Genomic DNA, 20,435 nt, shown 5'->3' with positions numbered 1-20,435 from the left:
TATGGGAAAGTTTGTTTGGCTGTTTCTGATATTTAATTTGTTGCTAACTCTCCGTTCTTATGCTTCTGATTATGCCTATCGCGGTGATTTAAACATAGATTCTATTATCAGGGAAAAAGTTAAGGAGATAGATAGAGAGAAGAATGGAGATGTTAAAGTTATGTATAACCTGCTTCGCCAAGCCTCTAAAAATGATTACAATAGTTTTAATGATATTGTTGTCAATTATCCTAGCATTAAGGAGTTCTTTAGTGATGCCCTATATGATGCAGGAATAATTGAGATAGAGATAATAGATGAGAAGGGTGTTGCTTATATAGAGTTTGCTCTTATGAAGTTAGAGGATAGGTTGATCTATCAGGGAAGAGAGCCAGACCCTGATAAGCTTGCAATGCTTATAGATTTAAATTCATCCGGAGGCTGTATAAGCTGTATGGATCTGGGAGTTGTGATTATGCAGTATATTATTAACTGAAGTTAGGATATAAAGTGGGTGATTTTTATTGTAACACCATTGTGATAATAGCCTTCTCTATCATATTGCCTCCTTTCTTGAGAGATAATTATAGCATTTGTAAAACCGGACAGTTCACTCCTCAGCAGCATAAACAAAAATTTTATTTGCATTGCTGTAGTAATTTTGTTATTTTGGATAAGATTAAATAAGAATTAGTCAGAATAGAATGCGGTAAGGAATTTATTAAAAGAGATATTAAAATTTAAACTTCATCCTGAGAAGACCAAGATAGTTAACTCTAACCAAGAATGAGAACTTTTAAGATTCAAAAACTTTTACTTTTACTGTTTGATAAAAAGACAAGGTATAAAACTGTTTAGAAGAATGTTTAAATTTGACAGGGTGAATATAGAAAAGGTACTTTAGATAATTATAATTGAGTCAAAAATTACAGAACGGTTCTTTTGTGCTGAAACATAAGACGGGAAAAGTATTAAGGTATTCTTGGCTTTACTAATAGTTTGATGGGATATTCTATAGATGATTTAGTTCTGGTATCAATCGGTATATAAAAAATGGATAATAGTTTAAAATTAAAAATTGGTGATATAATTATATCCTGTAAAAGTAAATTTCCATTAAAACCTTTAAACAAATCCTATGACTGGAGGTTTTCTAATTTTGTTTATAAAGGCAGAGAAAGCCCTGCTATCAGGCTTAAAATAAAAGTAGTAGACAGGTTACCTAAAGTAGGTGAGGCAGAGAGATTGTTTGAGACAATCCATCCTGTAGATAATGCAGATAACTGGAGGATATATAAGAGGGGTGGAGGATTTGTTTTAGAGCAGTATGCTCTCCACAATCCGGGAGAAATAGAAGGTATTATTTTTTTAAATAAAGATTTTAATCAGGGAGATGTCTATTTATCGGATACAGATGAAAACAGCTTTAAAAACATAAATTATTATGAACCAGGAGCAGGTCATCGTAGATTAAAAATTCGGGATAATTCAAGTATAATTCGTAAAGATTCGTGGTCGTGGAATAGTCACCAGATAATTTATACTTTTTTGCAGGTTCTTTTAATAAATTATCTCACTCAAAGGAACGGAATTTTTTTTCATGGTACAGGAATTAAAGATATTGATGGGAGTGGAATGTTATTTATTGGTCCATCTGGGGCAGGGAAATCTACAATGGCAAGATTATGGCATAGATATAGCCGGGCAAAGATATTGAATGATGATAGAATGATTGTAAGGAAACAGAATGGGGAGTATTCTCTTTATGCTACACCTTGGCATGGAGATTTTAAAGATTATCTTAAGTCAGAAACAGAGCCGGCAAAGTTAAAGAAAATACTCTTTATTTATCATAGTAAAAAAAATAGTATTAAGAATGTAAGTAATAGGAAAGCTTTTGAGTTAATGTTCCCTAATATATTTCCTGTTTTTTGGAATGAAAATAAGATGAATATTTCAAGTTCTTTCTGTTTAGACTTAATAAAGGAAATCCCCTGTTTTAAATTAGGTTTTCGTAAAGAGAGAGAAATAGTACGGTTTATAAGAAGTGTAAGTCACAGATAAGCACGGAATTAGAATTATAGATCTGTAGAGGCTCAAAATCAGAGATGGATCTAAAGATACAGATGAATAGAGATTTTGCGGTAGAGAAGAAGGATATGTTTGTATTGGGGACAGTTGGTTTTAGTATGTGGCCTTTTCTTAAAAGTGGTGAGAAAGTCGTAGTAAAGAAAACAGAGTCAAGTAATTTACATATCGGAGATATAATAGTATACCGTTCTAATAAACAGATTACCTGCCATCGTTTGGTAAAAAAAATCATCTCTCAAAACAGATATTTCTTATATCCGCGCGGAGATAATCAGATAAAATTAAATTCACCGATACTTGAAGAACAGCTCATAGGTAAAGCTGTTGGTATTTTACGAAATGGTCGAATATCAAGGCTGGATAGAATATGGAGTAAGTATCTGAATTGGGCCATTGTTAAATTTGCCCCTATTGCAAAGATAATTCTTAGGCCTTTTAAAAAGGTATTTTTCCGGAAAATATCTTTTTAAACAGATTGAACGGGATAAAAATTAAACGCATTCTGTATAAAAGATTTGTTTTTTCTCTATATAATTTCAAGTTGTAAAATTTGCAGAATTGCTCATAAGGAATATTTATAATGTAACAGATGGGTTCTCGTATTTTATCATAAATAAGAAAATGTGTTTTAAGATAGTCTCTCTTGATATCAAAATTGAAATTTTGAGGAAATGTATTGTTGAATATAAATTTCTGAATTGTTTCTTTCTGCCAGCAGGGTATAGTCAGTCTTTGGATAAACGATGAAGGTATTTTTGCATTAGTAAAAAATTTCGCCTGTGTAAGAGAAAAATAAATTGTTGCCTGTAATTTACTTTGCTGTGTTTCTTTTAATATATAGTTCCAGTCAAAACGCAGGGTGCTATTTATAATATTTGATGTATCTAAGATCTGCTTTAGAGAAAGTATTCTTCCCATACGGCGGTTATGTAAAGCAAGACTAAATACCGAATCTTCTGCAGATAAAATATCTATCTTTCTATTTTCTATATTTACTTGTTTTATTCTTCTCCAAAGATGATCTAATAAAATTCTATTTTTCCTTTTAAAATCCAATGCCCAGTGAACCTCTAAGAATATACCTAATTTTTTAAACGAAACATGACATTGGTTTTTACGCCAATATCTTTCTCTATGTCCTAACAGTTCTTTTTTATAGCCTAATTGGGATAAAATTTTATTACTCTTATCGAAATCTTCTTCTTTTATCAAAATATCTATATCAGACATAGCTCGCCAGTAATAATCAGGATAGAATCTTAGAAATAAATCCATACCTTTAATAGGTAATAGGGTTATATTGCTGCGCTTAAAATTATCAACAATATTTAAAAATTCCTGCCAGAGATTATTATCACGGGATAGATTGTAATAATAACTGTTTTTAAGACGACTATAGATACTGGAGGGAACTATATCTTTTCTATGTTTTAATCTTTGGTAAGCAAAAGGCATTAATTCATGAGTAATGAGATGCTGTATAAATATGCTCCAATTTATATCTTTTTTTATTTTAGGATTACTATTCCGAATTAAAGAAAGTAATAGATTAATCTCGGAAGTTTTTAACATATTTAAATATAAATATACCCTGAAATTCTTTTTCAAGAATAAGATTATAATTTTTATCCATCCATCTGTTTACAGCTTGGGAATTTTCATCCAACTGACCATCTCTTTGCCAGTTAGTTGAAATAAGCCAAATGGTCTTAATCTCTTTAGCCGGAGAATGTTTCTCCAAATTAATAATACTATAGTCAGCTGCATATCCTCTTCTCCAGTAGGGGTCTTGAGCAGACGGTATTATAAAGTATTTCTGATCGAAGGTTTTAACCATCTTTGCAGAAGTTTTGTGTGAAGAAGTATGCTGCGGTAAATTCTTCTTGTTAAAGAATTTGAAAATAGTGTGAGAGTTAGTCTCTAAAGCTTCAGGTGAAGAATAATAATTGAATAATATTGGAAAAGAAAAATTAGTATAGGCAATTAAATCTTCCGATTTATAATTGTTAGATATAAATTCAACTGCTGGTTTAACCTGTTTTTTAAGCATTGCCCCCATATGATGAATTTCTGATGAGGGCATCTTGTCAGTAAAATAAGCATAATTTCCATAGAAGAGTAAAATAAAAAATAGAGAGATTACAATGTTTTTGAATCGCTTCGGTTTAATCGAGCAGATACCCAGGCTTAAAAACAAGTAATAATAAGGGCTAAATATTAAGAATGCTCGGTCTAAATAGATGGAAGTAACAAATTTTGAAAATACAAATATTAGGAAAATAGGAAGTAAAAATAGAGATAATATAAAAACTAAATTTACCTTTTTCCAGGGTAATTTATTAATATTTAAAAGAATATAAATTGCTGAAATTAGTGTTACAACATTTGCGAGGATATAGATAATGGGCAGTGCATTGTATCCAACATTTAAATTTTCTAAAGTTATCAGCAAAGATTTAAAATTAGGTTCAGGTATCCAGAAGCCTTGGTAAATGTAGCATAATCTTCTTAAAAATTTTAATAGCCAGGGTAAGAAGATAAATATCGGGGTAAAAAAGAGGAAAAATATTCCTGTGAATTTAAATTTAAATTTTTTGAAAAGAAAAAGTATAGTCAATAATTGACAGGCAAAAAGGACTCCGAAAAAATAGCTTGTATAGAGTCCTAAAACAGAAGTTAATATAAATAATATTAGAAGGTATGTTTTGTTTTTGGTTAAGGCTTGATAAAGTAAAAAAGTAGATAAAAGGCCTAACAATAAAAGCAGGCTATAGGGACGGGCTTCTTGAGCATACCAGATATGAAAAGGGCAAAAGCTCATTATAGCAGCTGCAAAAAGAGCAATGTTGGGACTGAATAATTTTTTACCCAGAATGAAAATTAATAGTATAGATACAGCGCTGAAAAGCAATGAAGGTAATCGAAGATAAAACTCATTAATTGGGAACAATTTCATCCATATATTAAGAAGAAGATAGTAGAGAGGGGGAGTGGTAATGTTTAGAGGTACTCGAGCCAACGCTATGCTCATCGCTTCATCATACCAGAAGTCATGATAGCCTAATTTATATAGACGAAGGATAGTTCCTGTTATAACTATGAGAGCTATATTTTTTGGATTAGATTTAAATTGTTTTAACATTATTCCTAACCAATGGTAAAATTTAGAGGATAAAAAGTCAATATATTATAGAAGTTACAATATTTATAAGCTGAGACAACTATTCTCAAATCCCGTTTTTTTTTCGCTATTTAGAGAGTCGGTACCTTTGGAATTTCTCGAAAGAAGGTGCTTTTTTTTCAAAAACACCCCATATTTTAGCTGGCAGTATTTTTATTGTTTTTTTCAAACCTGCGAAATAAAGCTTTCAAATAGCTTCTAATCTATGGTCCAAATACAGCTTGCTTCTACAGTTAATCTAAAATAGAACAACTCATTTCTCTGCAGCTTGCATTATTTAAAATATATTTATACAAACAGCAACAGTACTAAATTCTCTAATGTTAAAGATGATGAGTGATAGAAAAATAAACTTTTCCTGTAGTAAGTCTAAAATCATTTAAAAGAAAATAAAATTTACTTTATTTTATATCCAGAGTTGCTATTTGTTGAATTTTTTTGAATTTCAGAACCCCCTTTTCTAATTCTTTATTAGCTTGCTCTGTTTGACCAATATTTTTGTAGCAATTGGAAAGAGAGAGATTCACCTGAAATTCTTCCGGGTTTATTTTTTCAGCTTTTTTAAGCTCTCTTATCGCTTTCTTATATTGTTTGGTTTTCTCATAACAAAAACCTAAAATTAAATATACATTGTGCATTTTGCTTGCTGTATTACTTAACCCTGTTATTTTATTTGCTTCTTCGATAGCTTTTTTATATTGTTTAGAAATAAAATGAGTTTGAGTTTTTTCGAGATGGATTAATATGTTTTTTTTATTTTTTTGATATTTATAAAATGGAGTTTTTATTTTTTGTAAATTAATAATAGGAAAATGTTTCCTAAATAATTTAATTTCATAATACAAATTTTTGGCATTATCAAAAAGGTTTCTATTATTAAAAAGTAAAGGTACATTATCATAATAGAATCTAAGATACTCAATACTAAAGTCGGGAAACAAATCTATGGCTTTTGCATAACAATCTATTGCATTATCCATATCGTTTATTGCTTGGTAGCAAAGGCCAAGATTTATGAGGCTAATTTTTTGAAATTCAGCTATTTTAATCTCTGTAACCTTTGAAAGGTACTGTATTGCCTCTCTATATCGAGAGTGATGTTTTAAAATTAATCCTCTAAAATAAAAATATATAAGTTTGTTGTTCTTATCTATTTTATCAGCTTTATTCAAATATCTTTCGATATCACTGTAATTCTCATTCCTTAAATACTCTTCAATGAGTCCTATTAATATATTTCGGTACGATGTCTCTTTACTAAAAAATTTTGCCCCTGTAATATATACTATAACGCTGGGAATATTTAAAATTTTGTCTGTAGTATCAATAAAAAAAATCTTCATTTTTTGCTTATTTAATATTTTTTCAATTTTTTCAAGTTCTAACTTCATACTTTTGTTATTTACATTTGGAATATCTTTTATAGATATAATTTTGTTATTTACAAAATAGTATTTGGCTAAATGAATTTTTATATAGTTTTCTTTAGATTCAGTCTGTGAATTTTCAAGAAGAGCTCTTATTAATGCTTCCTCTCGAGTCGTAGCTACACCAGCAGTAATAATGCAGTTTGTTTTATCTACTTTTCTAATGACACCAATTACTGGTAAACCAATACCCAAAGAAAAATCTTTAACTAAAATTGGATATTTTAGAAGTTGCATTTTTTTTATTAGTTCCTTTGCTATAGAAGAATTAATGGTAGACATATCAATAAGAGGTGTCTTTAGCTTGTTTATTTTTATTAGGGATAAACAGTGTCTCTCAATCACTTCACAGATGGCATGTAACAATGCTTCTTCAAGAGAATTTCCTGCAGCCATTCCGTTTGTACCTTCTAGAAGATATGCAATTAGACTCATTGGTAAGTACGTTCTCCTGCCATCCAAAGAGTATCCTCTGTACCATCGTATTTTAGCAGCTTTTATCTCTTTATTTTTCAGTATCTTTACATGAGTATCATCAATAAAGTTAGAGTAGATATTTTTTAATTGAAATGTATTATGTTTTAAATCTTCAAAAGAATATATTTTGAAAGTATTTTTACTGCGAAGGTATTTATAGCATGAATATCTCTCTACCATTTCCATGATGCCGCTTGCCAACGCTTGTTCTTTAAAATGACCTTTTCCATTAGTTCCTTCTGCTTGAACAATTTGTTGGTAATAATCAGTTCCTATAAACCTATATTGTAAAATTTTGCTCGGTCGCGGCACTTCAAAATATCCCTTTAAGATAAGAGGATCTATATTTTGAATTTTCCTCAGAACAACTTTACATGTTTGTTCGGGTGGAATAACTCTATTTATTCCTTGAACAAACCCTTTCATACAATTTCTTATCTTCATTTTGTATTATATAGATTTATCTTACCAAAAACTAAAGAGCTAGACTAAAAATCCCGTAAACAAAATCTATTAATTTAGCAATTTGCTAATAGATGCTTTTAATATGTCAGTGTTTTCTTAATAGCTTAAATTTTCGGTTATTTTATAAGATTGAATCCGATTTTAGTTAATGTGTTAAGTGAAATATCGGCTGAATAAACTAATTTTTCTTCCAATAATTTCATTTGCTGCTTCAATTTTTTACTAATGTTATATTCTAAGTTAGTTTCATTTTATCATAATTTATAGAATAAAATGGATTTTATTTTCTTGTTTTAATTCGTCCTGTCTATGCTACAAAAAATACACAAATGGCAGAACTGTGCACTTGTTGTAAGGAAGGTAAAAAAGTAAATAAAATACATGTAAAACAGTGCAAGGTTTGCTTATCTTTGTTTTTGAACCAGGACAAGATTTAATTTACTTTTATTTTGTCGAAGTGCTAATATATTACTAAGTTTGTAAAGTGTATTGACAACATCATATTGTAATAGTAATGAACTGTAGAGATAAAATAGTAGGAAAAATATCGTAGTAGAAATTAGGAGAGACTAACTAATATTCCTTTTGTTACATTGGCGAAATAGAATCGGATTTTACAAAGTAACCTTAATTCAAATAATTGACAATTGCAGATATTTAGAAGTTCTACTAAATGGATTATTTAAAAAAGTTTTAAACTAAAAAGCAGATAAAATAATAGAATGAGTAAGGTGAAAATTTAAGGCACTAATAAAAATGAAATTCTCCATAGGCTATAATCATGATATCAAGCTATTAAGTCTTCTAGATGTGTATGAAGACAATATCGAGGCTTTTTATTTCCCAATCCCCCGTCAATACTTAGGTTCAGGAAGACATATTACTCAAAAAAGTAATTATGTAAATGAAATCCCCAAAATAATTAAAAAATGCAACTCGCTAAATATAAAATCTCAGCTGCTATTAAATGCAACATGCGCAGGAGAATTAGGATTAGAGAAGAAATTCTTTTTAAAAATCATTAACTATATTCAGAAATTGAAAGATTTAGGATTAAAAAGTGTAATAGTTACGAATTCTGTTTATATCTCTGGGATTAAGGAACAAATTAAGGGAATTGAAATAGAATCATCTATTAACTGTTACGTAAAAACAGTAGAGCATGCTCTATATCTTAAGGATTTAGGTGTGGATATTCTAACTGTCGATAGAGATATAAATCGAGACATTCCTTTGATTAAAGAGATTAAGGATAAAACCGGACTTAAAATAAAAATACTACTTAATGAAGGATGTTTAAGAAACTGCCCTTTTAGAAAAGCGCATTTTAATTTTATAGCACATGCACAGTTAAATCCCAAAGTTGAGATGATAGATGGAATTTTTTTCGAAAAGTGGTGTATGAAAATTTTTTCCAAAAACCCTGAAAAAATCTTTAGTATCCCGTTTATTTCACCTGATGCCTTAAAATATTATACTCAGGTTGGAGACTATTTTAAAATTTCAAGCAGGGATTCTTCCACTTCTTTAATTGAATTTAGGTTAAAAGCATATATAAATCAAAATTTCAATGGTAATCTACTGCTATTATTAGATTGTGCAGGTCTCTTACCCTATTTTAGCTATGTTGATTCTAAAGTGCTTAATGAGAATAACTTTTTCAAAAAAATGCTTAAATGTACCCATAATTGTAATGAATGTAATTATTGCAGTAAATTAGTGAACGAAGCAGTTATAACTAACAGCTATTTTTTAGATCCATCCCATCCAATTAGGATTAAAGAAAGTGAAAAAGCTGTAAAGATGTACAAGAGAATTTTAAAAAATTTTCCAAATAAAGGCGCTATTTATATAGATTTGGCCAAAGCCTATTTTATTCTCAAACGCTATAAAGAAGCTATTAAAGAAGCAAATAAAGCAATAGAGTTAAATTACAAAGAAGGCCATTTAATCTTAGGTTTTTGTTACGAGAAAACCAAACAATATAAGAAAGCAATAAGAGAGCTTAAAAAAGCTGAAAAAATAAACCCGGAAGAATTTCATGTGAATCTCTCTCTTTCTAATTACTACAAAAATATTGGTCAAACAGAGCAAGCTAGTAAAGAATTAGAAAAGGGGGTTCTGAAATTCAAAAGAATTCAACAAGCAGCAACTCTAAACATAAAATAAGGCATAGCTTTATTTAATATTATTTTAAAAATTTGCAAAATAAAGTAAACCCTGTCCTCCTTTAAATAACTTCAAACTTACTAAAAAGAAAGTTTGTTTTTTGTCGTTAAATAGCTCAGTGTATTGTAGTATTTCTCCGAATTTAGACCATTGGTTAGTGTGAAGCCTCCCTTTAGAGGAAGTAAAAAATGTGATATAGCTATTAAAACCAGGAAGTCGAAATGAAAAAGCGGAGAAAGTACCTTCAAAAATTTAAGTCATTTTTTGGAAGTTATTGATAATTATCGATTGAAATGATACTATAAAAACAGTATTTAACCCAGCTGGTTACTTATTGGAAGAGAATCCCTGTTATAGTTAAAGAGAAAGATGAGAAAAAAATACTTTAGAATCTTAGCTCCATTTACTCATATAGAAGATATCAAATTATTAAAAAATACAGGTGCGGATGAGCTTTACTGTGGCTATGTTACTGAGGAATTAATTAAAAAGTGGCCATTGGCTTTTAACATTTTGAATCGTCGAGGAGAAGGTCAAAGTTTTGAAAATTATGACATTTTTAGAAAGGCAGTTGATCAAGCAAATAAACATAATCTACCTGTTTATGTAACCATTAATGGACTTTATACTCCTGAACAATATCCATTATTACTTGACCTAGTGAAGAAAATTGAGTTTTTAAAAGGTGTGAAAGGAATTATCATTGCTGATTTAGGTTTTTTGCTTACCCTGATAAAAAATAAGTTTAAGAAAGAAATTCATATTAGCACAGGAGGAACATGTTTCAATTCTAATACGGCAGACTTCTATCAAAATCTTGGTGCTAGTAGAATAGTTTTACCTAGACAATTAACAGCGAACGAAATTGGAAATATTATTGAAGAAGTTAAATCCAAAATAGATTTTGAAATATTTATTATTGCTGAAAGTTGCCAATTTATTGATGGATATTGCACCTTTTTTCATTCTCATGAAAGTGAAAGCAAATTTACCAAAGATATGAAAATAAAAAGCGACACTTTTTTGTATCCATTATATAATACAGAACAAGCTTGCAAAGGTTGTAATTTTTATTTTATGGAGGAATTGGCGGGAAGGCGTTTTAAGATTTTCAGTGCTACATCGCATAAAGAGAAAAAAAGTAATTTAAAGTTCCAATATAATAAAAATCTATCATTTGGTTGCAGAATCTGCGATTTATACGATCTTAAAAAATATCCAATAAGAAGTCTGAAAATAATTGGAAGGGGAATGGACCCGAAATATAATACTAAATTAGTTAAGCTTGTTTCCGAGGCGTTGTCTTATTTAACATGCGGTGGTATTTCTAAAAGAGATTATCAGCATAAATGTAAAGATTTATTTTCAAAAATCATCTTTAAAAATAAACGTAGATGTACAAAATTCGATTGTTACTTTTCACCCCATTGGATAAAAAATGAAAAATAAATTTGAAAAAGCTTTATTTGTAAATAGAATACAAGATATTAAGAAAAATATAGATAGAATCTATTTTGGAAATGAGTTTTGTGAAAATTTAATTCCCACTCTTGATGCCTTAAAAAGGTGGTACTTTTTTACTAAAAACAGAAACAAAGAATTCACTTTTGTTACTCCTTTTGTAACTAACTTCGGATTGAAAAAGCTTAAAAAGCTACTGACTTTTTTGAACAGTCAAAAAAATGTTGAGGTAGTGTGTAATGATTGGGGTGTATTTAAACTAATAAAGGATAATTTCGAAAACCTCGATCCTGTTTTAGGAAGGCTTTTGACCAAGCAGCGTAGAGACCCAAGGATACTGAAAATATTTTTGCATAAACAGAAAACTATAAAAATTCTTAACCCAAACAATAAAATAAAAGCAATGGTATACCCCAAAAAGGTTCCTTATGCTTTGTTTGAACATTATCAGGCGTCTATAATAAATAGTCCTATTTTTCAAAAATACCTTTTATCTCAAAACATTAATCGAGTTGAAATTGATAATCTGGTTTGGAAAATGAATGTTAAGGTAAATAGAAAGGTGAAAGTTTCAATTTACCTTCCTTATGGTTATATTACTACTGCAAGAGCATGCGGGAGATTGACCTTAACTTATGCTGCTTGCAAAAAAGAATGCAAGAAATATTTCCTGCGTTTAGAAAATAATACTTTGCCTGTTCCCTTTTATGGTATTGGGAACACAGTATTCTATAAATCTAAGAGTCCTTCTGATAAATATTTAAAAAAATTAGGAATAGATAGAATAATTTATCAGCCAAGGTTACCGTTTTAATAACATCAATAATTTCCATTTGCTGAAAAGAATAATAAATTTGGTTCTCTCGTAAATAATGTGGAATAATTCATGTAAGATGTTGATGAAGAAGGAGAAATAAAAAGCATAAAAAAATAATAATAAAAATAATAAAAAAAATAAAACTTGACCTATACGTTGCTCATTGTTATATTGACCCAGTTATATATAGTTAAAAGATAACAGGAGCTATAAGAAGTCAATATTCTTTTAGCACAACGTATTGAAATTGCATGAGTTATGAATTTCTGTTTTCTTGCGGAAATAATTATTTCTTAACAATTGGGAGTAAAAATGTCTTTTAACAAAATAGTAGAGGGGCATGAAAACTTATAAAAAGATTATTATAACAATTACGGTATGTGTTGTTTTTTATGCAATAAACAATTATATCTGGCTTTCGTTAAATAAATCGCCATCAGCAGAAGATGAATTCGTTCATCTTGTTACTTCTCTAAGTTATCATATACATTTTTTTGAACAGGGGCTAAAACATCTGATTGAGATATACAGACATTCTTTTTGGCCGCCTTTATATTATATTACAGGAGCTATTTTCAGTTTTTTATCTTCTTCTAACTACATATCTACAGTTCTTTTTACAAATTTGTTTTATTTTATCATACTTCTTATTTCTATCTATCTTACAGGCAAAACACTGTTTAATGCTAGGTCAGGGATTTTTTCTTTATTATTCATTTCTTTGTCTCCTACTATATATGGTTGTAGTAGAACTTTTATGTTGGAACTTGCTTTAACAAGCATTGTGGCTTTAGGTGTATATGCAGTTGTTTCATTTAATAAGTCTTGGTCTTTTAAAAAATTTATTTATCTATTTGTAGTACTTTTAATCGGGGCATTAATCAAATGGTCATTTTTTATTTTTCTATTTCCTCTTTTTTGCAGTCTGTATTTCAGTATGCCACAAAAAGATAAAAACAAATATCTTTTATTGCTATTCTCGGCTATATCAACAGTAATAATAGTTTGGTATACCCCCCATCATATTAGAGAGTTTTTGTTTAAGGCAAAAAGTTATATTTTATGTGGAGATCAAGAATCTCTTACATTTTTGAATTATATGAAAGAAATATTTTTTTATCTAAAAATAGCAGTCTTTCAATATTGTTCTTTACCGCTTTTTTTAATTTTTATATTTTCCGGTATATATGTTTTTTCTTTTAAAAAATTTCAATTTAAATATTCTTTGCTTTTGACAATTGTATTTCCAATTCTGTTCACATCTTTATTAAAATCTTGCAACGAAAGGCATTTGATTCCTTTATTAGTTCCGGTATCTCTTATTGCGGGATATGGTTTAGATATTTTTTGGAATAAAAAAGTAAAGTATCTATTTATTTTTCTTATCGGATATGCTTTTATCAATTTTTTCCTTATTTCCTATGTTCCTTTAGCTTTTGGATATAAGTTATTGGGTTATATGCCAAGGCAAGTAGAAGGAGGAGAAAATTCTTTCATCTCAGGCTATGCTGCTCCGAGTCGAGAAGACTGGAAGTATAAAGAAATATTAAATGTTATTGAAAAATATAACAAAGAAAACAGGTTTGATCTACCTTTAGAATATGTATTGATTAGTAGAGACAGGACAAGGTATGCAAGATTTTCTATTGCTTATTTCGATATAATTAATAAGTTGAAAAACAGAAAAAATATAAAGCATTTTTTTTTACCAGCGATAAATTCGAGACATTTTGTCTTTCAAGTGATAGTTGCTGAAAATAAAGATCGGTTTGATCAAAAACACCATTGCTCTTTAGATGAATCAAATCAATTGCTTGAAGATATTAATCCAAACTGGATTTTAAAAACCAGGGCCAAATTTGAATTTGTAGATGAAATTAAATTACCGGAAGGTAAAACTGCGTATATCTATGCTCAGAAATTAGAAATTCTGGAAAATGAGTTTTTCTATGTAACAATAGATAATAAAAATATAACATTGATTTCTAAGGTTGAATCTAACAACAAATTCAAAATTGAATTTGTTATCGTAGAAAAACCTTCTGTTCTTATATCTTCAACGATGGGTACCTGTGATTATGTAAAAGTTGCTTCTGATAAAATTAAAGGGCGGTTTTGCTGGCGTGATTTTCCACACAAATTGAATTTTGAAATCATAAAAAGCGGTAATGAATTTAAGATTAGTGCCAAGCTATTAGATAAAGATAAGGAGATATTTATAATCTTATTTCCTATAGAGGAAAAGACTGAACAATTGAAATACACCTCTTTGAAAAGTATTATACAAAAGTCTGCATTCCCCCTGAGTGTTCATAGAAATAATACATTTGTAATTTTTGAAAATTTAAAATCAAAACGAAATCAACCCGGATTTTTAATAGACATACCAGGATCTATATGTCTTAATGGAGTTAAATTGGTTCAACTAGGTATTAAATCTTTTAGAGATAGAGTAGACTTTGAAAATTATTGGCGGAATATTAAAAGATTGAATATAATCGATATGATTTCTGAGTAAATGTATTTAATACAAATATCGGAAAATTGAGAATAGAGTAGTTTAGTGATAATCATAAAATAGCAACTCATCTAAAAAGAGTATTATAAACATTATGCGGTTTTTTATAGGTAATGATGAGATTTCGTCAAAAGTTTGTTTTTTAAATGGTAGCTTATAAAAAATAATATTTGTAGAATGTAAAGAAATAATTTTTTTATGTTTCAAGAGACAATTAAAATTGACAATCTTAGTAAAATTTTCAAACAGACGAAAAGTTTATCTCAATGGTGTCTCCACCCCTTGACGAAATCCAAAGAAATTATTGCACTTCAAGATATCAATCTGAGCGTATTTTCAGGAGAAGTTTATGTTCTTTTGGGGAAAAACGGGGCTGGTAAAACAACTTTACTTAAGATTTTATCTTCACTCATTCTCCCTACAGCAGGGATTGTCTATATTGATGGATATGATATCCAGAAATGTAAAAAGGAAATTCAGCCTCGTATAGGTTTTATATCTGGCGAAGAACGTAGTTTCTATTGGCGTTTGACAGGATGGCAGAATATGATTTTTTTTGCTTCTCTGTATAGTTTCTATGGTAAAAAAGCTAAATTTAAGATTAAACAATTGTGCAATCTGTTAGAGATAGATTATCTTGACAAAATATTTCAGACTTATTCTAGCGGTATGAAACAGCGGTTAAACATTGCACGAGGTCTTCTTAGCGACCCGGCAGTGCTTTTGCTGGATGAGCCTACTAAAAGCATAGACCCTGCTTCAGCTACTCAAGTTCATGAAATTTTAAGAAAGATTGCCAGGCAAGGGAAAGCGATTCTGTTTACAACCCATAATCTTTATGAGGCTCAAAAATTGGCTAACCGGTTGGCAATTCTACATAAAGGTAGGATTAAATATAAAGGTGATTTGAATCAAGTAAACAAGGCTACTAATAGTAAAAATTTGGAAGAAAGTTTTGTTAAACTTACTAAAGAAAAATGAGATATCTTAATTTCATAAGAGGAATGTTTTATTTTGTTAAACGTGATTTTCAAATACAGGTTAGTTATAAGATGTCTTTTATATTCAGCTGGTGGGGAATGGTTGTCAATATTTTAACATTTTTCTTCCTTTCTAAATTATTTGGTAATAGAATTAACCCTTATTTAGAAGATTATGGAGGAAGTTATTTTCCTTTTGTTTTAATTGGTTTAGCATTTTCACAGTATATTTCGACTGCCTTGAGTTCTTTTAGCAGCAGTATTAGGCAAGAACAGATGCTGGGAACTTTAGAGTATATCCTAGTGAGTAAAGCCCGCCTTTCTACTGTTATTTTGGGGAGTAGCATATGGAGATTTACTTTCTCTTCTATTAATATTATTGTTTATTTTCTAGTCGGGATATTATTAGCCGGCAATTTTTTTAATGCTAATTGGATTCTAGTGTTTTTTATTCTATTTTTAACTATTCTAATATTTTCAAGTATTGGCATAATGTCAGCTGGATTTATCATAGTTTTTAAGCAAGGCAATCCTATTCAGTGGCTAATGGGGATTTTTTCAGGGTTATTTGGAGGAGTATATTATCCCATTACTGTATTGCCAGAGAAATTACAATGGATTTCTCACCTTTTACCTATTACTTATTCCTTAAGAGCAGCAAGGTATGCGTTATTGCAAAATTACTCTTTTTATCAGGTATTTTATGATATAATTATTTTGTCGGGATTTGCAATATTGTTGTTTCCAACTTCATTATTGTTTTTTAAATTTGCAGTCAGGGAGGCAAAAAAGACAGGAAGTTTAGGCCATTATTGAGATAATTTATAAAAAAGGAGAGGTTAGGATGACAAAAGATTCTCAAGTATTAAAGAAAAGTAAAAAATTTGTTGTTCGTGAAATTGAAGGAGAAGTTATTCTGCTTCCTCTGTATAAATCTTCCCAAGATATTAAATATCTTTATACCTTAAATGATGTGGCAGCAAGAGTTTGGAAGCTAATTAATGGAAAAAAAACATTAAGTGAAATTAAACAAATACTTTTGAAAGAATTTGACACCACAAGAAATGAATTAAAAAAAGAACTCTCAGCATTTTTGAAGGATTTGAAAGAGATAGAAGCTATTATTTAAATGAACGAAGTCAAACAGGATGCGTTTGTAGAAAATATTTATAAGAAATTTAAGGTACGAAAACCTTTAAGCGGTCAGTTCGCAATTACTTACCGCTGTAACTTTAACTGTATCCATTGTTACTGCAAAGGTTCGGAAGTCAAAGGTCAAGAGTTAGAAGATAGAGAATTAACTTTAAAAGAGATAAAAAATATCTTAAACCAGGTTTATAAAGAGGGATGTATTTGGCTTTGCCTTACAGGTGGGGAGCCGCTTCTAAGAGAAGATTTTTTAGATATATATTCTCATGCTAAAGGAAAAGGATTTTTGGTAAAAATTTTCACAAACGGTTCTCTATTGAGCCGGTCTATAATTAATTACCTATCTAAGTATCCTCCATATTCAATTGAGATAACTTTAAACGGCATAACTAAAAATACTTATGAGACAATTACTCGAATTCCTGGCTCTTTTGAGAGAATAATGAGTATTATTCCGGTATTAGTAGAAAAAAAATTACCTTTAATTTTAAAGACCAATGGATTAAAACAGAATAGAGATGAAATCCTGAAGATTAAATCCTATGCTGAAAGTTTATTAGGTAAACATAAATTCAGATTCGACTCTTTCGTAACTGCCCGCCTTGATGGTTCAATGGAGCTTTGTCAGTATAGACTTGAGCCGGAGGAAATATTAAAACTTGAATCGCAGGATCCAGATATGAGAGAGGAGATAGAAAAAGGATTTCATCAACCGTATAAATTTGAAAGACCTTCCGAGTATCTTTATCAATGCAATGCATGGCTAACTCAATTTTTTATAAATCCTTACGGCAGATTACAATTTTGTTATTTAACAGATAGATTTAGTACTGATTTAAAGAAAGTTTCTTTCAAAGAAGGTTTTTTTAATGTGTTTCCTCAGTTGCTCAAGGAAAAATTTAAAACTAATTCTGAGTGTAAAAATTGCGATTTACGGTCTGTCTGTTTTCATTGTCCTGCCAGAACATATTTAGAAGCAGGGAATGAAGAAGCTCCGGTTGAATATTTCTGTCGCTTAGCCAAAGCAAAATACCAACGGAGAAAAGATTATGCAAGAAGTAGATTCTAGTGATATTTCATTAAAGTTACTTAAAAAAGCGGATAAGAAACGTTTTCCTTTGAGAGCTTTATTTGAATTGACTCATAAATGTAATCATAAATGCAGCTATTGTTATATTGTTCCTGAGCCAGAAAAGAAAGAGCTTACTACGAAGGAGGTTTTTTCTATTCTTGATGGGCTTTATAATATGGGAACATTCTATCTTGGTTTTACTGGCGGTGAGATATTTATGCGTCCCGATATTTTTGATATTCTTTTTTATGCTAAAAATAAAGGGTTTGAAATAATACTTTTGACTAACGGTTCTTTGATTGATGAAAAAGTTGCTGATAAAATAGAAAAACTTTCTCCCAATAAAGTTGATATAACTTTACGTGGGGCAACAAAGAAAACCTTTGATAAAATATCTGGTATATCTGGTTCATTTGAAAAAGTTTATAGAGCAGTTGATTTACTCAAAATGAGAAGTATACCTTTGGGACTTAAATCAATTATTATAAAACCAAATATTAAAGAATTTTTAAAAATGAAGGAACTTGTAGAAAATTTAGGTATCATATTTCGCTATGATACTTTTATTTCTCATAGGAGTGATGGATGTAAGGTACCATTGAATTACCGTATATTACCTGAAGAAGCAGAAAATTTACGCCGAAAATATTATCCTCAATTATTTGAAAAATACGATAAAGATGGTAAGCTAAGAAAAAAAATGGGGATAAAGAAAAATAGAAAAGTACTTTTTAACTGCGGAGCAGGGAAAACCGATGTTATTATATCTCCTTATGGAGAAATGAAAACTTGTATAGACATCTCTTATCCCAAATATAATATATTAAACGGAAGCTTAGAAGAAGGTTGGAGTAAAATAGTAGATTTTGTAAAGAATATAAAGCCTGGCCCTGATTATAAATGTAATAGTTGCCCTTTGGCTAAATATTGCTCCTGGTGTCCGGCGCGAGGCCTTCTTGAAGAAGGTAGGCTTGATGCCTGCAGTTCTTACCATCGTAGCTATGCGATGGTATTAGCTAAATTGGAAGGAGATATGAGAGCACTTAAAAAAGCAGAAAAAATTTTTAGTTAGTAAATGTAGATAACTACAGGTGGATAGAGGTTTAAATAAAAAGTTCTTATAGAAGTATTTATTTTTTAAGATTGTAGGTTATTTCTATAAAGTTTATAACGAATTAAGCCCTGTTCATAAAAGATAGATTGATCATAGAGCTTTAAAAGTGGTTTTTAATTTTTAATAAAGAAGAGAAAAAATACCAGAATGATAAAAGGTTTAAGATTAAATTTAGAAGGAGAGAGAGATAGAAATTTATGAGCCAGATTTTATAATTAAGAATAAAATAATTGTTGAGATAAAATTGGTTTTAAGTATGCCCAAAATATTTGAAAAGCAATTTTGTTATTATCCAAGAACAATGGATTACAAGATAGAATATTTAGTAAATTTTGGCAATGAAAAAACGTATATAAAAAATGGGGTTTATGAAACTGATAGGAAGAGAAAATCTGAGTTATCTCTTTTGTCAAAAGTAGGATTTATATAAATTTGCGTTAAAATGGAAGAAATCCAATATAGAGACTTTAGTTTAAAACTGCATCAAAAAAAATGGCAGAAAAAAAACCCTGTAGTTGCTCAATTTGAACTTACCTTTGGGTGTAATATGCATTGTAGGCACTGTTATTCTAATTGTTATAATAATTCTGAATATCTTAAGAGAGAGCTTAATACTAAAGAAGTAATTGATATTTTGGATAAATTATATAAAGAAGGTATATTCTGGCTTTGTTTTACAGGGGGAGATCCATTGAAACGAGAAGATTTTATAGAAATTTATAGTTATGCCAAAAAGAAAGGATTTATTATAACTGTTTTTACTAATGCTGCATTAATTGATAAAAAAATAGCAGATTATTTTAAAAGATTTCCACCTTTTTGTATTGAGATTACATTGAATGCAGTAACAGAAAAAATATATGAAGAGATTTCTCAGGTTAAAGGTTCATTTAAGTTAGCATTAAATGGAATAGAAAATTTAATAAAAAGAGATATTTCCTTAAAGATTAAAACTCAGGCTACAAAACAGAATTATCAGGAATTAGATGCCATTAAAGAATTTATTGAAAAGCGGGGTCTTAAATTTAGGGTATCTGCTATACTCAATGCTTGTTTGAATGGAGATTTGACACCAGTTACTCTAAGACTTTCCCCTAAGAAGGTTTTAGAGATAAATGAAAGATTTAGACTTAATTCTATGCAAGAGGATGAGATGCCTAATATAAAATTCTCAACCGATGTAGCTAATCAACCTCCATCAGATAATCTCTTTCGTTGCGCTATTGGTTTGGATACATTTCATATTACACCTACCGGTGAAATGATTTTATGTACTTTGGTAAGAGAACCTTCGATTAATTTATTAGATACAACTGCTTCTATACAGGAGAGTCATAATAGATTATTGTCGGAAATAAGAAATAAAAAATTTAAAACCAATTCTAAATGTAAAACTTGTCTCTATTGGTATCTCTGTTCCTGGTGTCCCGGCAGGGCAAAATTGGAAATAGCTGATGAAGAGGCCCCGCTATCTTATTTTTGCAAGCTAACTCATCTGGTTGTCGATTTAGAGAGAGAAAGGGTTGATAAATGAG

Annotated in this window: 16 protein-coding genes; 13 read left to right on the top strand and 3 right to left on the bottom strand. The window is 29.7% G+C overall.

What is annotated here, in order from left to right:
* Window position 1 precedes the first annotated feature (1 nt).
* The 3 genes from P9L98_03960 to P9L98_03950 all read left to right on the top strand — a co-directional run bounded on the left by P9L98_03960 (window position 2) and on the right by P9L98_03950 (window position 2,540).
* Window positions 2-475 (top strand): hypothetical protein, encoded by a 474-nt coding sequence (locus tag P9L98_03960; protein MDP8216457.1) that lies wholly within the window; start codon window positions 2-4, stop codon window positions 473-475.
* A 557-nt stretch (window positions 476-1,032) separates the two neighbouring features.
* Window positions 1,033-2,043 carry a hypothetical protein gene (locus tag P9L98_03955; GenBank protein ID MDP8216456.1) on the top strand — a complete coding sequence of 337 codons (1,011 nt, stop codon included), beginning with the start codon at window positions 1,033-1,035 and terminating at the stop codon, window positions 2,041-2,043.
* A gap of 44 nt (window positions 2,044-2,087) precedes the next feature.
* Window positions 2,088-2,540, top strand: coding sequence for a S24/S26 family peptidase (locus tag P9L98_03950; protein ID MDP8216455.1), 453 nt, complete (start codon window positions 2,088-2,090; stop codon window positions 2,538-2,540).
* Here P9L98_03950 and P9L98_03945 read toward each other — a convergent pair.
* The 3 genes from P9L98_03945 to P9L98_03935 all read right to left on the bottom strand — a co-directional run bounded on the left by P9L98_03945 (window position 2,506) and on the right by P9L98_03935 (window position 7,581).
* Window positions 2,506-3,642, bottom strand: a complete 1,137-nt coding sequence (locus P9L98_03945) for a nucleotidyltransferase family protein (GenBank protein MDP8216454.1) — start codon at window positions 3,640-3,642, stop codon at window positions 2,506-2,508. The two genes, P9L98_03950 and P9L98_03945, sit on opposite strands and share 35 nt — an antisense overlap.
* A complete protein-coding gene (locus P9L98_03940) occupies window positions 3,620-5,212 on the bottom strand; it encodes a glycosyltransferase family 39 protein (protein MDP8216453.1) in 1,593 nt (530 codons plus the stop codon). The genes P9L98_03945 and P9L98_03940 overlap by 23 nt, the downstream gene beginning before the upstream one ends.
* 440 nt (window positions 5,213-5,652) lie before the next feature.
* Window positions 5,653-7,581, bottom strand: coding sequence for a YcaO-like family protein (locus P9L98_03935; GenBank protein MDP8216452.1), 1,929 nt, complete (start codon window positions 7,579-7,581; stop codon window positions 5,653-5,655).
* Between the two features lie 795 nt (window positions 7,582-8,376).
* On the opposite strand from P9L98_03935, the gene P9L98_03930 reads away from it, so the two are divergent.
* From P9L98_03930 to P9L98_03885, 10 genes are all read left to right on the top strand, one after another.
* Window positions 8,377-9,789 carry a tetratricopeptide repeat protein gene (locus P9L98_03930; protein ID MDP8216451.1) on the top strand — a complete coding sequence of 471 codons (1,413 nt, stop codon included), beginning with the start codon at window positions 8,377-8,379 and terminating at the stop codon, window positions 9,787-9,789.
* Window positions 9,790-10,158: 369 nt separating this feature from the next.
* Window positions 10,159-11,238: a U32 family peptidase gene (locus P9L98_03925; GenBank protein ID MDP8216450.1), complete on the top strand. Its 1,080-nt coding sequence runs from the start codon at window positions 10,159-10,161 to the stop codon at window positions 11,236-11,238.
* On the top strand, window positions 11,228-12,064 hold the full coding sequence (locus tag P9L98_03920; protein MDP8216449.1) for a hypothetical protein: 837 nt from the start codon (window positions 11,228-11,230) through the stop codon (window positions 12,062-12,064). Before P9L98_03925 ends, P9L98_03920 begins: the two co-directional genes overlap by 11 nt.
* Window positions 12,065-12,407: 343 nt before the next feature.
* A complete protein-coding gene (locus P9L98_03915) occupies window positions 12,408-14,585 on the top strand; it encodes a glycosyltransferase family 39 protein (protein MDP8216448.1) in 2,178 nt (725 codons plus the stop codon).
* A 198-nt stretch (window positions 14,586-14,783) separates the two neighbouring features.
* Complete coding sequence (locus P9L98_03910; GenBank protein ID MDP8216447.1) at window positions 14,784-15,566, top strand: ABC transporter ATP-binding protein; 783 nt, start codon at window positions 14,784-14,786, stop codon at window positions 15,564-15,566.
* A gap of 23 nt (window positions 15,567-15,589) precedes the next feature.
* Complete coding sequence (locus tag P9L98_03905; protein MDP8216446.1) at window positions 15,590-16,381, top strand: ABC transporter permease; 792 nt, start codon at window positions 15,590-15,592, stop codon at window positions 16,379-16,381.
* Window positions 16,382-16,409: 28 nt separating this feature from the next.
* Window positions 16,410-16,694: a PqqD family protein gene (locus P9L98_03900; protein MDP8216445.1), complete on the top strand. Its 285-nt coding sequence runs from the start codon at window positions 16,410-16,412 to the stop codon at window positions 16,692-16,694.
* Window positions 16,695-17,783 carry a radical SAM protein gene (locus P9L98_03895; GenBank protein MDP8216444.1) on the top strand — a complete coding sequence of 363 codons (1,089 nt, stop codon included), beginning with the start codon at window positions 16,695-16,697 and terminating at the stop codon, window positions 17,781-17,783.
* The gene (locus tag P9L98_03890) at window positions 17,764-18,858 is read left to right on the top strand and encodes a radical SAM protein (protein MDP8216443.1); all 1,095 of its coding nucleotides are present in this window, start codon (window positions 17,764-17,766) and stop codon (window positions 18,856-18,858) included. Before P9L98_03895 ends, P9L98_03890 begins: the two co-directional genes overlap by 20 nt.
* Before the next feature lie 484 nt (window positions 18,859-19,342).
* Window positions 19,343-20,434 carry a radical SAM protein gene (locus P9L98_03885; protein ID MDP8216442.1) on the top strand — a complete coding sequence of 364 codons (1,092 nt, stop codon included), beginning with the start codon at window positions 19,343-19,345 and terminating at the stop codon, window positions 20,432-20,434.
* Window position 20,435 lies beyond the last annotated feature (1 nt).

This window comes from Candidatus Kaelpia imicola (genome assembly GCA_030765505.1).
Lineage (GTDB): Bacteria > Omnitrophota > Gorgyraeia > Kaelpiales > Kaelpiaceae > Kaelpia > Kaelpia imicola.
Note: the sequence above shows the minus strand (reverse complement) of the source record. Positions and strands in the feature narration are given on the sequence as shown.

Coding starts and splice junctions, on each gene's coding strand:
- P9L98_03930 (MDP8216451.1), top strand. CDS start 8,377: ATGAAATTCTCCATAGGCTATAATCATGATATCAAGCTATTAAGTCTT.
- P9L98_03910 (MDP8216447.1), top strand. CDS start 14,784: ATGTTTCAAGAGACAATTAAAATTGACAATCTTAGTAAAATTTTCAAA.
- P9L98_03960 (MDP8216457.1), top strand. CDS start 2: ATGGGAAAGTTTGTTTGGCTGTTTCTGATATTTAATTTGTTGCTAACT.
- P9L98_03925 (MDP8216450.1), top strand. CDS start 10,159: ATGAGAAAAAAATACTTTAGAATCTTAGCTCCATTTACTCATATAGAA.
- P9L98_03900 (MDP8216445.1), top strand. CDS start 16,410: ATGACAAAAGATTCTCAAGTATTAAAGAAAAGTAAAAAATTTGTTGTT.
- P9L98_03905 (MDP8216446.1), top strand. CDS start 15,590: ATGTTTTATTTTGTTAAACGTGATTTTCAAATACAGGTTAGTTATAAG.
- P9L98_03940 (MDP8216453.1), bottom strand. CDS start 5,212: ATGTTAAAACAATTTAAATCTAATCCAAAAAATATAGCTCTCATAGTT.
- P9L98_03945 (MDP8216454.1), bottom strand. CDS start 3,642: ATGTTAAAAACTTCCGAGATTAATCTATTACTTTCTTTAATTCGGAAT.
- P9L98_03955 (MDP8216456.1), top strand. CDS start 1,033: ATGGATAATAGTTTAAAATTAAAAATTGGTGATATAATTATATCCTGT.
- P9L98_03885 (MDP8216442.1), top strand. CDS start 19,343: ATGGAAGAAATCCAATATAGAGACTTTAGTTTAAAACTGCATCAAAAA.
- P9L98_03915 (MDP8216448.1), top strand. CDS start 12,408: ATGAAAACTTATAAAAAGATTATTATAACAATTACGGTATGTGTTGTT.
- P9L98_03935 (MDP8216452.1), bottom strand. CDS start 7,581: ATGAAAGGGTTTGTTCAAGGAATAAATAGAGTTATTCCACCCGAACAA.
- P9L98_03920 (MDP8216449.1), top strand. CDS start 11,228: ATGAAAAATAAATTTGAAAAAGCTTTATTTGTAAATAGAATACAAGAT.
- P9L98_03950 (MDP8216455.1), top strand. CDS start 2,088: ATGGATCTAAAGATACAGATGAATAGAGATTTTGCGGTAGAGAAGAAG.
- P9L98_03890 (MDP8216443.1), top strand. CDS start 17,764: ATGCAAGAAGTAGATTCTAGTGATATTTCATTAAAGTTACTTAAAAAA.
- P9L98_03895 (MDP8216444.1), top strand. CDS start 16,695: ATGAACGAAGTCAAACAGGATGCGTTTGTAGAAAATATTTATAAGAAA.